Consider the following 13386-nt stretch of genomic DNA (forward strand, 5'->3'; position numbering starts at 1 on the left):
CCAATAAAGATACCAATAAAGATACCAATAAAAATACCAATTATAATGGGGTCATAAAGTGAATGAGTTAATTTCTGAGTTAAATTCCCGTGGTGTTAATTTTATAAGGGGAGTTGATATATCAATGCTCTCGAAAAAGGAAAATAGAGGGTACTATGTTGCTATTCTATTAGGTATAGTTCTAAGACCTGACTATATCATTCGTATATCAAAAGAAAATATAGCGGACCATTCCGAGTTTGGAGTAAAGGAGCATCTTGCTCTCAGGAATACGGAAGTGCATTTTGCATGAGTACCATTTTGACGAATGCCCCGTTCCCTACTGAAAATAGACCATTTATAATGCCTAAATGTGATGAATGTACTGTTTGTAAGGACATATGCCCAACAGGTGTTATACATGGCTCTATATGGCAACCAGGCATGAATAGAGATTCTATAGTTGATGTGTACCACTGCGATGGATGCTTAAAATGTTTAGTTCATTGCCCCTGGACTCAAAAGTATATGAAAAATATTATTGCTAAATAATGTAAGATATCAATAAAAATAAAATATCAATAAATAAGAGATCAGTAAATAAAATATCATTCAAAATACAAATTACATAATTTCAATCATATAATTTTATTATTTAGAAGTACCATCTGATCTTGGTACAGATTTCGTACGCGAAAAATTAATATGATGTAAAAAAGTACCAATGTGGATACGCATGGTATGCAACATAAGAATTGCCTAGAGTATCGATGGCTTAATTATGAAAAGTATGAAACTTTTGAAAGGAGATTCTTCTTTGATATGAAGGAGGAGAGAGAAAATTCCGTACTACGAAAGCTAAAAAAAGCTAGCTACAAGGTTGTTAAAACGGTTCAGAAATATTGTAAATTAAGGGATACAGCTCCTTCCGAAAAAAACTATACCAAAGATGAATACAGCAGAACAATGGATTCTACCAGTGAAACGACAAATCAGGATTCAAGTAATAAAGTTAGTCATTCCTCAGATAACAAAGATAATGGAAAGAAGAATCGTTACTATTGGAATTTACTTAAAGATAGTATGAGAGAAGAGCTTAAAAATAAAGGTATCCTCTCAATGCTTTATTTTCCATGCTTATTTGTATATTTAGAGTTATGTTTTCATCTTTTAGTCTTTAAGAAAATAGATAGTAACATCATATATCCAATGTTTATGGGCATTGCTATGGGATTTATTCTAACAGCAGCAACAAGCATATGGAAAGAAAAAATAAATCGTATACTCACTATAGTCTTAACTGTAATCACCAGTATATGGTTTAGTGTTCAGCTGGTATACGGGCATATTTTTCGAACATTCTTATCACTTTATAGTGTCGGAGAAAATGGTGGTGATGTGCTAGAATTTTGGAGAGAAGCTTTGAATGGAATTCTTGCTAAATTACCAGGTATTTTTATTTTATTACTTCCGATTCCAGTATTAATAATACTAATAAAAAGAGTATCCTTCCAAGAGAAAAGACATCCTTTATTTGCGGGAGTTCAGATTCTATCGGGGATTGGATGCTATTTGACATTCTTACTATTTCTTTTACTTCCAGGGAAAATGCCACATACTCCATATGATTTATACCACATCGACTTTAATCAAGACCTAGGAATAGAAAAAATCGGACTAGTAACGGCAACATGTTTTGACATACGAAATGTAGTATTTGGGGCTCCAGATTTTAAGATGGGCGGAGATGTGTTAGCATCGGTGGATTTGCCAAAGGTAACGATTACACTGTCTCCGACAAAAGCACCGACATCGAATAAGGATGTGAAGTCAGCATCAACTGGAAACTCACCGACTCCGTCGCCACTTCCAACCCCTACTCCAATAGATACTTCACCGAATGTTGTTAATATAGATTTTACAAAGCTTGCGGAAGGAGAAAATGATGTATCAATTAAAAATCTTCATCAGTATTTCTCAACGGTAACACCAACGAATAAAAATGAGTACACGGGTATGTTTGAAGGTTATAATCTGATATTTCTTACTGCGGAAGGATTTTCACCTTGGGCGGTAGATCCAGTTGTAACTCCTACTCTTTATAAACTGACACATTCAGGATTTGTATTCGAAAATTTTTATACACCGATTTGGTGGACTAGTACAAGCGATGGTGAATTTGTTGCTTGCACCGGGTTAATACCAAATGGGACGAATAGTTTTACGAAGTCAGCTAAGGGTGATATGCCGTTATGTTTGGGTTGGCAGTTTAAAGAGCTTGGTTATAGTACGAGAGCATACCATGATCATAGTTATAAATATTATAATAGAAATTTATCGCATCCTAATATGGGATATGATTATAAAGGCGCGAATGGTGGCGGATTAGAAGTGAAACCTACGTGGCCGGAGTCTGATCTTGAGATGATGCAGGTTACCTTACCAGAATATATTAAGGATGAGAAATTTCACACATATTATATGACTGTTAGTGGTCATATGGAATATAACTTTTTAGGGAACTCAATGTCTGCCAAGAACAGAAGTTATGTGGAAGGCTTGCCATATTCTGATGATTGTAAGGCTTATATTGCTTGTAATAAAGAACTTGATTTAGCACTGGAGTATTTGATAAATAGCTTAGATAAAGCTGGAGTTTTAGATAAAACAGTGATTGTTATGAGTGCAGACCATTATCCATATGGACTTACCATGGATGAAATTAACGAACTTGCAGGTCATAAGGTAGATGAAAATTTTGAATTATATAAAAATAATTTAATTTTGTGGAATTCTAAGATAAAAGAGCCGATTGTTGTGGATAAGTTCTGTTCAAGTCTTGATATTATGCCAACGATAAATAATTTATTCGGAATTCCTTATGATTCTAGATTATTTATGGGGCAAGATATACTCTCCGATGCACCGGCACTTGTTATGATGTCAAATCAGAGTTTTATAACAGATCATATTAGGTATAACTCAAAAACTGGAGAAGTAGTAAAGCTTGATGATGAGGAATTACCAGAGAACTATGTAAAGGCATATGTCAACATAGTACGAAACAAATTTAATGTATCCGGAAGCATGATAAAAAACAATTATTATCATAGTATCCTGAAATACCTTAATTTGGAGACCTATGATAAAAAATAAATACCCCCTTGCAACGCTACAATATTCATGATATGATAAGGCATCATTTTATATGATGAAAGGCAATGAAGGAGACTTTAGTACACAGATGTGTTTAGCGACAGGAATGATACGTCACCGACTGAGAGCGTGTCTTTGACTCTATGTGTATTACGGAACACTCTGGAGCTCGTGAATTGAATCGATATCGGTCGGTAGTAGGTTCATGCGTCGCACGCGTTAAGTGTCAAGAGTGGAGAAGCAAGGTGTTTCTCAACGTGGGTGGTACCGCGGGAATCTTTGGGCAATTATGTGGCTTGTGATTTTTATAAAGTCTGCTTGCCTTATGTACATAGAATTCTCGTCCCGGAATAATTGTATCGTGATTTTTCACGAGCATTTGTTCCGGGACTTTTTTATTTATAAGAAATTAATCAGTAATTACTTGTAAATGTACCTTTTTTAGGTGAAAAAGTTTCCTGGAACAAGGAAAAAATAATCTAGAAAAGGAGAAAACAGTATGCAATTTGTAACAGGTAAGAAAGAAGAAAAAACAGTTTTATTAAGCGAGATCATTTCTGGAAATTATACTCACAAATCCGTTGTATTGCGCGGTTTCGTTCACACCGTACGTGATATGAGTGAATTTTCGTTTCTTGTAATTCGAACCTTTGAGGGAATTATACAGTGTGTTACTTCAACAGAAGTTACAAAAGATGTAGTTGCCTCACTGAAAGAAGGCATGACGGTAGAAGTACAGGGTGAGGTGCATGAGGAATTAAGAGCACCAAATGGTTATGAAATTATCTTAACAAGATTATTAATATTATCTGAGCCAGCGAAAGATAGTACTATGCCATTACCAATCTCTAAGTGGAAATTAAATACTTCGCTTGAGGCAAAGCTATCCTTAAGACCAATCGCTCTTCGTAACATAAGGGAGAGGGCAATCTTTAAAATCCAAGAAGGTATCGTAAGAGGTTTTCGTGATTTCTTATTCTCGGAGCACTTTACTGAAGTTAGAACACCTAAGATTGTTGCAGGAAATGCGGAAGGTGGTGCGAATGTTTTTAAACTAGAGTACTTTGGTAAAAAAGCATTCCTAGCACAAAGTCCTCAGTTTTACAAACAGACAATGGTGGGTGTTTACGATAGAGTTTTTGAAGCAGCACCAGTATTTCGTGCAGAAAAACATAATACTACGAGACACTTAAATGAATATACAAGTCTTGATTTTGAGATGGGATATATTGATTCCTTTGAAGATATTATGAACATGGAAACTGCAATGTTGACTTTTATCTTTGAATTACTTTCTAAAGATTATAAGAAAGAATGCGAAATCTTAGGGATCAACTTACCAAAAACAGATAAGATTCCAGCGGTACGTTTTGATGAGGCAAAGCAGTTGGTTTCCGAGAAATATGACCGAAAAATAAAAAATCCGTTTGACTTAGAACCGGAAGAAGAAGTTTTAATTGGACGTTATTTTAAAGAAGAATATGATTCTGACTTTGTATTTGTCACTCATTATCCTTCAAAGAAACGACCATTTTATGCGATGGATGATCCAAGCGATAAAAGGTTTACTTTAAGTTTTGATTTATTGTTTAAAGGAATGGAGATTACTACTGGTGGTCAAAGGATTCATAATTATGAAGAACAGGTAGCAAAGATGAAAGACCGTGGTATGAATATAGAGGACTTCGAACACTACCTTATGATTCATAAACATGGAATGCCGCCACATGGAGGGTTAGGAATTGGGTTAGAGCGTTTGACGATGCGCTTACTAGAGGAAGCCAATGTAAGAGAAACATCGTTATTTCCTAGAGATGTATCACGACTTGAACCATAAATAAATTCTCCAAATGATAAAACTAAGATCCAATAAGAAAATAAAATGTTAATTTCATAGAATGCAATTTGTTATAAGAAGGGAGTATCACATGGATATCACTGATCAAACCATAGAATATGTTTCAACATTAGCAAAGCTTAGTTTACAACCAGAAGAAAAAGAAAAGGCGAAGAAAGATCTTGGTAATATTTTAGGATACATTGATAAAATGAAGGAATTAAATACAGATGGAATAGAACCAATGTCACATGTACTTCCTATGAAGAATGTATTTCGTGAAGATGTGGTTACGAATGAAGAGAACCGCGAAGAACTTCTTAAGAATGCACCAAAACAAATGGATGGTTGTTTTATGGTTCCAAAGACCGTAGATTAGTGTATTGTTTTGAAAATAAGACAAAAGCACAGAAATGAGGGAAAACATGGAGATAACAAAATTAACTGCCATAGAGCTTTCGAAAAAGATTAAACAAAAAGAACTCTCAGTAGAGGAAGCAGTGAAAGCAACGTTTTCTGCAATAAAAAAAAGGGAGCCTTATTATCATAGTTATATCACTGTGAATGAAGAAGAAGCACTGGAGCAGGCGAGTAAAATTCAAATAGCAATAGAAGCAGGAAAATTTGCAGATTCTCCTCTTGCAGGAGTACCAATAGCAATTAAGGATAATATTTGTGTAAAAGGGATGCGAACAACCTGTGCGTCAAAAATATTAGAGGATTTTATACCTCCTTATAATGCTTCTGTAATAGAACGATTAAAAGATGCGGGAGCTATCATTCTTGGTAAGACAAATATGGATGAATTTGCGATGGGGAGTACAACAGAAACCTCCTATTTTGGAGCTACCAAAAATCCTTGGAATATAGAATGTATCCCAGGAGGTTCAAGCGGTGGGTCAGCGGCAGCTGTTGCAGCGGAAGAAGCATTTATTGCTTTGGGAACTGACACTGGAGGCTCTATTAGACAGCCAAGTGCTTTCTGTGGTGTGACTGGAATAAAGCCAACGTATGGAACCGTATCCAGATATGGATTAGTTGCATACGCTTCCTCCCTTGATCAGATAGGTCCAATCGCTCGCAGTGTATCCGATTGTGCTGCGACACTTCAAGTTATATCTGGTGCAGATGACAAAGATTCTACTTGTGTAAAAGCAGCATCTTATGATTATGTGAGTGCATTAAGGTCAGATGTTAGGGGCCTAAGAATAGGGATACCAAGAGGATATTTCTCGGAAGGCCTTGACGCTGAAGTTAAAAAACATGTATTAGAAGCGGCAGCATTTTTTAAGGAGCAAGGAGCTATAGTAGAAGAGTTTGATTTGGAAGCTGTAGACTATGCGACACCAGCTTATTATGTTATAGCATCTGCCGAGGCTAGTTCTAACCTTTCCAGATACGATGGTGTAAAATATGGTTACCGAACTGCAGATTTTGATGGCTTACAAGAATTATATAAAAAGACGAGAAGCGAAGGCTTTGGTGAGGAAGTAAAACGCAGAATGATGATCGGATCCTTTGTATTAAGTTCTGGATATTATGATGCTTATTATAACAAAGCACTGAAAGTGAGAGCCTTAATAAAGCAAAGCTTTGACCGTGCATTTGAACGATTTGATATTATACTTGGACCAACAACTCCAGCGGCAGCACGAAAACTTGGACAGAGTTTATTCAATCCTGTGAAAATGTTCCTTGGTGATATCTACACAGTTTCTGTTAATTTAGCAGGTCTACCGGCAATTAGCTTACCATGTGGGTTAAGTGAGGAAAGTTCATCCGACAAGTCGGCTGGTATGCCAATTGGATTACAATTAATCGGAAAACCTTTTGGAGAAAAAGACATAATAAGAGCTGCGTATACTTTGGAACAGACAAAAATATATCAGCGCCCAAAGTTAATTGATTAAAAGGTATGTATGTGCTGATATGGAAATTTGAGAGAAATAGTAGACATTCAACATCTTAATATATATGCGTGTTAAAGCACGCGAATAGGAGTTAGTGTGAAAATAGAAAGCAATTTTCACACTTCTTATTTAAGATTCAATCTGCGAACAGATTGAATATGCATGGGTGTTAGTTTGAAAAAATAAAGATTTTTCAAACTTGCAACAGAATGGAGGTTAGTATGAAAGTATATGAAACCGTCATCGGGCTCGAAGTTCATGTTGAGCTCGCAACGAAATCTAAAATATTTTGTGGTTGTACCACACAGTTTGGTGGAGAAGTTAATGCACATTGTTGCCCCATATGCATGGGGATGCCTGGAACGTTACCAGTGTTAAATAAAAAGGTTGTAGAGTTTGCGATTGCAGCAGGACTTGCTATGAATTGTGATATTACAAAAAACTGCAAGTTTGACCGCAAGAATTATTTTTATCCGGATTTACCAAAGGCTTATCAAGTGTCTCAGCTTTACCTACCAATCTGTAGGAATGGCAGTATTGAAATAGAAGTGGATGGCATAAAGAAAAGCATCGGAATTCATGAAATTCATATGGAAGAAGATGCTGGAAAGCTAGTACATGACCCTTGGGAGGACTGTACCTTAGTTGACTATAATCGTTGTGGAGTACCACTGATTGAAATTGTAAGTGAACCAGATATGCGCAGTGCAGAAGAAGTCATTGCTTATCTTGAGAAACTAAAATTAATTCTACAGTATTTAGGTGTATCCGATTGTAAGATGCAAGAGGGATCCCTTCGTGCGGATATTAACTTATCAATAAGAGAAGTCGGGGAACCAGAGTTTGGTACTCGTACTGAGATGAAGAATATGAACTCTTTTAAGGCGATTGCGCGTGCAATTGAGGGAGAAAGAAAACGCCAAATAGAGCTTCTTGAAGATGGAAAGAAAGTGATACAGGAAACAAGACGCTGGGATGATAACAAAGATACAAGTTTTGCGATGAGAAGCAAAGAGGATGCCCAGGACTATCGTTATTTTCCAGAACCTGACCTAGTTCCGATGGAAATCAGTGAGGAATGGCTTACTGAGATTAAAGGTAGAGAGCCAGAGCTTAGAGATGCGAAGATGCTTCGTTATGTGAAGGAATATGAGATTCCGGAATACGATGCAGGGATTATAACAGGATCCAAAAATCTTGCAGATATTTTCGAAGCTACGGTTTCTTTATGCAATAAGCCAAAGGAAGTAAGCAATTGGTTAATGGTCGAAACGATGCGTTTGTTAAAGGAATCTGAACAAGATGCAGAAGAGCTAAAACTTTCCCCAGCGAATTTTGCTAGTCTAATTGAACTCATTGATGCTGGAAAAATCAATCGAACCATTGCAAAGGAAGTTTTTGAACAAATCTTTAAGGCGAATGTCGACCCAAATGCTTATATTGAGGAACATGGGCTTGGTATGGTGAGCGACGATGGCGTAGTTCGAAGTACAATAGAAAATATCTTGAAAGAGAATGTTCAGTCTGTATCGGATTATAAGAATGGAAAAGATAAGGCATTTGGTTTCTTAGTTGGGCAAACAATGAAGGCAATGAGAGGAAAAGCAAATCCAAGTGTTATCAATGAAATCTTACGTGAGCTCTTATCTAAAGCTTAAACAATATTCTAAGATTATTAATATAGTTGCTATAATATTCTAAGCATATTAATATCGGTATCATTATCTAAGCTTGTTAATATTGGTTGCAAAGCTTAAGCGGAATCGATATAATGGAAATGGAAAATAGAGGATACAGCTTTTTAGTGTCGGAATACAACGTGCTAAAAATTGTATTATAGTTTTAATCATAAGATTATTAAATCTTTCGCCCAGTAAGTTTGTGTCTACGCTGCAACCACAAACTTTATGATATGCATTGTATTGCAAGTAAGATAACAAGCAGCGTAGAAATGAGGATATTTGTGCAGGAAAAAAGGAGAGAGAAAAGGATTGATGTAACGCTTTATTTGAAGATTTCTACTTTATTTAAACAAGATAATGTATTAGTTCAGAACATTGATGCTCCAATAACGGTAATAAATATTTCTCGTGGTGGAATCGGATTTTATTCTAAGAGTAATTTGCCTATCGGATTTTACTTTAATGCTTGTATACAGCTGGGAGATGAAGATGCGAAGCTCTATTGTGTTGTAAAGATTATTCGAGCAGAAGAGGTTAAGGAAACCTCTCATGCTTTATATGACATAGAAGAGGAAAATGATCAAAGTATCTATCGATATGGTTGTGAATTTATCGGAATGGCACCTGTATTATCCTATATCTTTGAAAATTTTGAGAAATCACTGGAAGACTGATTCGAATATTTTGCAAGGTACATGTTTGGAATGTATAATAGCATAGAAAATCCTATGAAAAGTGCTATAACTTTTGAAAGGAATTTTCTATGCTATTTTTGTTTAGTGATACTTCATTCTTCTTTTAATCTATTTTTTGGGGGTGCGTATCAACATAAGAAGGGGTACATTGATTTATATAAGAAATAGTTCTTGCAATTATCAGCCCTACAAGTTTTGTGGCTTCTTCCTCAGTAGAGATATTAGGGACAAATCCCGCTGCCATATTAGAGTGCCCTCCACCGTCACCAAATCCAGCAAGTATAGTTTTAATAAAATCACTTGCATCTACTAATGGTAAAGCACTACGAGCGGAAAACTTAATTCCACCTCCACGATAGGAATATACCAAAGAAAACTCTATTTCTGAAATTGTAATCAAAAAATCACTGACGGTTGCAATCATAGCTTCAGAACAATCGTTACCGATGTCTGCAATGGCAAGCGGGCCATAAGTTTTTAAATTTTCAATTGCTTTTTTATAACTAACTAAATCGGACAATTGAATACTGCTTTTCTCTAATGACCGTAATTTTTTATTATTCGAGCAGTGATATAGATGGCTAAAAACAGTGATATCCAAGAGATTCACACCTCTTGTCATATTGGCGGTATCGATTTTTATTCCATAAAGAAGTGCTGTAGCTAAGTCTGATGTGATTGGGATATTGTTTTCTAAGAAATAGCTAGTAATAATGGAAGAACACGCACCAATATCGCTTCTTATGTCGTAAAAACGATAACAAGCAGTGTTTTGTATTTGATGATGATCGATACAGGCGATGACTTGACCATTGGTGTCCGCCATATTAATATTGCCATTCTGACCATCTACGATGATGATTTCATCTTCTGGTACCAAGGAAACATCTTGCAAGGGATATATTTCGATGGAGAGAAGTTCTAGCATCTTTAATGTATTGACTTTATCGATTATCCCATGATAAATGATAGTTGCATATTTTCCTCTTGCCTGAAGCAATACTTGCAATCCCAGTGCAGAAGCCAATGCATCCTGATCGGGATAATTATGCATTAATATATAAACATGAGGACGTTCAATGCATTCGATCAATTCATCTAACTTAGTCATGGAAATATTCCTTTCTTTGGAAAGCATAATTTGATTATAACATATTTTGAATACCTTCACATAATCTATCTTTTGTAATATTTTTAAATTTAATCATGTTGTGCAAGATTGTATGTATGAAGTAATTTCTATTTTCTTTTTGGATTTTTAGGGAACCAACCTTTTTCTACTCTTTTTTCTTGCTCAATTAATTCACCAATACTCCAAAGATTTGTAATTCCAAGCACAGCCAAGCCTGCACTTATGATAACCTGTGTTGCGAATAATGATAGAATCAGCATCGCAATACCAACAACAGCAAAGACTGGCCAAATTTTTTTAGTAAAATAATATTCTGCCTTTATAACAATTGGATGATATAATCCGATAGCTAAAAAAGAGATGAAACCGATTATAATGCCTGTATATTCCATGAGACCTCCTTTAAATATATATGATTTGTGTTTTTAGTATTACTCTTATGTATAATAAAAGAATTTTATCACAATTTTGTTAAAATTTAAAATAAAAGATGAAAGAAGCCATTTCAATAGTATTTACGTAAAATATAATCATTATAAATGCTTCGAGAGAAAGAACAAACTATTGCGCTTACTAAAAAAGTATAGTAATATGAAATTACAATGTACGACTGGCGGAAACTGTAGGAGACTACAGGTGGGGATAACCCACAGGGAGTACATTTAATAACAATAAGAGCCGACCGCCTGGGCCACCACCTTCGATGATATCCATGATGGATATCCGTTGGCAGTAGCTCAGGTGGTTTTTTTATGCATATTAATCTGCAAATAAGGGAAAGGATGAATGGATGATGAGAGCTTTAATCAGTGTATCAGACAAAACAGGAATTGTAGAATTTGCGAAGGAATTAGTTTCTCTTGGAATCGAGATTATCTCAACGGGAGGTACTTACAGTAAACTGAAGGAGGCTAATGTTCCTGCTATTGAGATTTCAGACTTAACTGGATTTCCAGAGTGTCTTGACGGAAGAGTAAAAACCTTACATCCAATTGTACATGCTGGCTTATTAGCGATTAGAAGTAATGAGAGTCATATGAAGCAACTACAGGCCTTGAATATTGAAACGATTGATATGGTAATTGTAAATCTTTATCCATTCAAAGCAACGATCTTAAAAGATGGAGTTACGAGAGCAGAAGCAGTTGAGAATATCGATATCGGTGGACCAACTATGCTACGTGCTGCTGCTAAGAATTATCAGGATGTAGCTGTTGTGGTTGACCCAGCAGACTACAGTATTGTACTTAAAGAATTAAAAGAAGAAAAAGAAGTATCTTTAGATACTAAGTTTTATTTGATGCAGAAAGTTTTTATGCATACTTCTAGTTATGATACTATGATTGCGGACTATTTAAGAAAACAAAGAAATGATTATGAACTTCCAGAAACCTTAACAATGACCTTTGAGAAGGTTCAGGATATGAGATATGGTGAGAATCCTCATCAAAAGGCAGCCTTTTATCGTGAAATAGGTAAGAAACAAGGCTCCATTACGGATGCGGTTCAGCTAAATGGAAAAGAGTTATCCTTTAATAACATCAATGATACCAATGGTGCACTTGAATTATTAAAAGAATTTACAGAGCCAACCGTAGTCGCTTGTAAGCATGGAAATCCATGCGGTGTTGGTAGTGATACTGATATTGAAAAAGCTTGGGATAAGGCATTCCTAGCAGATAAAGTATCTATCTATGGTGGAATTGTAGTAGCAAACCGTGAGATTACCTTGGCAATGGCGGAAAAGATGAAGAGTGTATTCCTTGAAGTAGTAGTTGCACCAAGTTACGAAGTAGAAGCACTAGAGATTTTTAAGACCAAGAAGAACATTCGAATCCTAGAATTAAAGGGGATTGAGATCACTCAAGAGGAAAATGCTTATGATCTTAAGAAAGTAAATGGTGGTTTGATTGTTCAGACAATTGACAGTAAGTTGTTGATAGAAGAAGAGGTGAAGGTAGTTACCGATCGTACCCCTTCTGAAAAGGAAATGGAAGATCTTTTATTTGCTTGGAGGGTTGTAAAGTTTGTGAAATCAAATGGTATCGCTCTAGCAAAGGATAAACAAAGTATAGGGATTGGACCTGGTCAAGTAAGCCGTATTTGGTCAACGAAGCAAAGTATTGACCATGCACAAGAATTAATTGGTCAGAATGCAACGAAGGGTGCAGTACTTGCTTCTGACGCCTTCTTCCCATTCGATGATTGTGTGGAAGAAGCACACAAAGCAGGAATTACTGCAATTATACAGCCAGGTGGTTCGATTCGTGATGAGGATTCTATTAAGAAATGCAATGAATATGGTATCACAATGGTATTCACGGGGATGAGACACTTTAAGCATTAACACTAAAAAGTGGGTAATCAAAACAATTTGTTTTGAATTACCCACTTTTCTCATCCATTTTCGCTTGTTACAACCCCATAAATCGAACTTTATATTTAAAGTATGATTTCAGTCTGATTATAACTTTGTTACGTTAGCTGCCTGAGGTCCTTTTTCGCCTTCTACAACTTCAAATGCAACAGCTTCGCCTTCTTCAAGAACTTTGAAACCATCCATGTTAAGAGCTGAGAAATGAACGAATACATCGTTTCCTTCTTCGTCAGAAAGGAAACCAAAGCCTTTTTTAGCATTAAACCACTTAACTGTACCTTTTTTCATAAAAAGTGCCTCCTGAAAACTGTTAAAAAATATGTAGTGCCTACAATTATCGATTGGATAATCTATTGAATAATTTAACATATTTTTAATAAATTGTCAATTTCTCTTTATCAAATATATAGAAAATTTTGTTTTTTTAGGAAAATATTTGTCATCAATTTCAAAAAAAGGACATACTACAATCCTGTTTTTTATATGACAATCCATGGGAATTATGGTATAATTGAAAAATACACAAGTGAAACACGAGTGAATCATTCGTGATACATAGTTGTAATTACCAAAAACATAGATGATTAGAGCATCAAATTGTGAACAAACAGTTTGATA

At 35.5% G+C, this 13386-nt stretch carries 11 protein-coding genes and 1 riboswitch; of the genes, 8 read left to right on the forward strand and 3 right to left on the reverse strand.

What is annotated here, in order from left to right; all coding sequences use genetic code 11:
* Nucleotides 1-58 precede the first annotated feature (58 nt).
* The 7 genes from CPHY_RS03420 to CPHY_RS03455 all read left to right on the forward strand — a co-directional run bounded on the left by CPHY_RS03420 (nucleotide 59) and on the right by CPHY_RS03455 (nucleotide 9238).
* Nucleotides 59-292, forward strand: a complete 234-nt coding sequence (locus CPHY_RS03420) for a hypothetical protein (protein WP_041703144.1) — start codon at nucleotides 59-61, stop codon at nucleotides 290-292.
* 509 nt (nucleotides 293-801) lie between these two features.
* Nucleotides 802-3135 (forward strand): LTA synthase family protein, encoded by a 2334-nt coding sequence (locus CPHY_RS03430; RefSeq protein WP_049762285.1) that lies wholly within the window; start codon nucleotides 802-804, stop codon nucleotides 3133-3135.
* A gap of 499 nt (nucleotides 3136-3634) precedes the next feature.
* Nucleotides 3635-4972: an aspartate--tRNA(Asn) ligase gene (gene aspS / locus CPHY_RS03435; protein ID WP_012198667.1), complete on the forward strand. Its 1338-nt coding sequence runs from the start codon at nucleotides 3635-3637 to the stop codon at nucleotides 4970-4972.
* 91 nt (nucleotides 4973-5063) lie between these two features.
* Entirely contained in the window at nucleotides 5064-5351 is a 288-nt protein-coding gene (gene gatC, locus CPHY_RS03440; protein WP_012198668.1) for an Asp-tRNA(Asn)/Glu-tRNA(Gln) amidotransferase subunit GatC, read from the forward strand.
* A gap of 46 nt (nucleotides 5352-5397) precedes the next feature.
* Entirely contained in the window at nucleotides 5398-6882 is a 1485-nt protein-coding gene (gene gatA, locus CPHY_RS03445; protein WP_012198669.1) for an Asp-tRNA(Asn)/Glu-tRNA(Gln) amidotransferase subunit GatA, read from the forward strand.
* 221 nt (nucleotides 6883-7103) lie between these two features.
* A complete protein-coding gene (gatB, locus tag CPHY_RS03450; protein WP_012198670.1) occupies nucleotides 7104-8540 on the forward strand; it encodes an Asp-tRNA(Asn)/Glu-tRNA(Gln) amidotransferase subunit GatB in 1437 nt (478 codons plus the stop codon).
* A 305-nt stretch (nucleotides 8541-8845) separates the two neighbouring features.
* Nucleotides 8846-9238, forward strand: a complete 393-nt coding sequence (locus tag CPHY_RS03455; protein WP_012198671.1) for a PilZ domain-containing protein — start codon at nucleotides 8846-8848, stop codon at nucleotides 9236-9238.
* Between the two features lie 124 nt (nucleotides 9239-9362).
* Here CPHY_RS03455 and CPHY_RS03460 read toward each other — a convergent pair whose 3' ends face one another.
* Together CPHY_RS03460 and CPHY_RS03465 are read right to left on the reverse strand one after the other, a co-directional pair.
* A complete protein-coding gene (locus tag CPHY_RS03460; protein ID WP_012198672.1) occupies nucleotides 9363-10370 on the reverse strand; it encodes a DHH family phosphoesterase in 1008 nt (335 codons plus the stop codon).
* 128 nt (nucleotides 10371-10498) lie between these two features.
* Nucleotides 10499-10783, reverse strand: coding sequence for a DUF4491 family protein (locus CPHY_RS03465; protein WP_012198673.1), 285 nt, complete (start codon nucleotides 10781-10783; stop codon nucleotides 10499-10501).
* Between the two features lie 204 nt (nucleotides 10784-10987).
* A riboswitch (ZMP/ZTP riboswitch) is annotated at nucleotides 10988-11090 on the forward strand.
* 91 nt (nucleotides 11091-11181) lie between these two features.
* Here CPHY_RS03465 and purH point away from each other — a divergent pair.
* Nucleotides 11182-12738, forward strand: coding sequence for a bifunctional phosphoribosylaminoimidazolecarboxamide formyltransferase/IMP cyclohydrolase (purH, locus tag CPHY_RS03470; RefSeq protein WP_012198674.1), 1557 nt, complete (start codon nucleotides 11182-11184; stop codon nucleotides 12736-12738).
* Nucleotides 12739-12855: 117 nt separating this feature from the next.
* Here purH and CPHY_RS03475 read toward each other — a convergent pair whose 3' ends face one another.
* Nucleotides 12856-13056 carry a cold-shock protein gene (locus CPHY_RS03475; RefSeq protein ID WP_012198675.1) on the reverse strand — a complete coding sequence of 67 codons (201 nt, stop codon included), beginning with the start codon at nucleotides 13054-13056 and terminating at the stop codon, nucleotides 12856-12858.
* Nucleotides 13057-13386: the final 330 nt, after the last annotated feature.

This window comes from Lachnoclostridium phytofermentans ISDg, assembly GCF_000018685.1.
Lineage (GTDB): Bacteria > Bacillota > Clostridia > Lachnospirales > Lachnospiraceae > Lachnoclostridium > Lachnoclostridium phytofermentans.

Coding starts and splice junctions, on each gene's coding strand:
- CPHY_RS03430 (WP_049762285.1), top strand. CDS start 802: ATGAAGGAGGAGAGAGAAAATTCCGTACTACGAAAGCTAAAAAAAGCT.
- CPHY_RS03475 (WP_012198675.1), bottom strand. CDS start 13,056: ATGAAAAAAGGTACAGTTAAGTGGTTTAATGCTAAAAAAGGCTTTGGT.
- gatC (WP_012198668.1), top strand. CDS start 5,064: ATGGATATCACTGATCAAACCATAGAATATGTTTCAACATTAGCAAAG.
- gatA (WP_012198669.1), top strand. CDS start 5,398: ATGGAGATAACAAAATTAACTGCCATAGAGCTTTCGAAAAAGATTAAA.
- CPHY_RS03465 (WP_012198673.1), bottom strand. CDS start 10,783: ATGGAATATACAGGCATTATAATCGGTTTCATCTCTTTTTTAGCTATC.
- CPHY_RS03460 (WP_012198672.1), bottom strand. CDS start 10,370: ATGACTAAGTTAGATGAATTGATCGAATGCATTGAACGTCCTCATGTT.
- aspS (WP_012198667.1), top strand. CDS start 3,635: ATGCAATTTGTAACAGGTAAGAAAGAAGAAAAAACAGTTTTATTAAGC.
- purH (WP_012198674.1), top strand. CDS start 11,182: ATGATGAGAGCTTTAATCAGTGTATCAGACAAAACAGGAATTGTAGAA.
- gatB (WP_012198670.1), top strand. CDS start 7,104: ATGAAAGTATATGAAACCGTCATCGGGCTCGAAGTTCATGTTGAGCTC.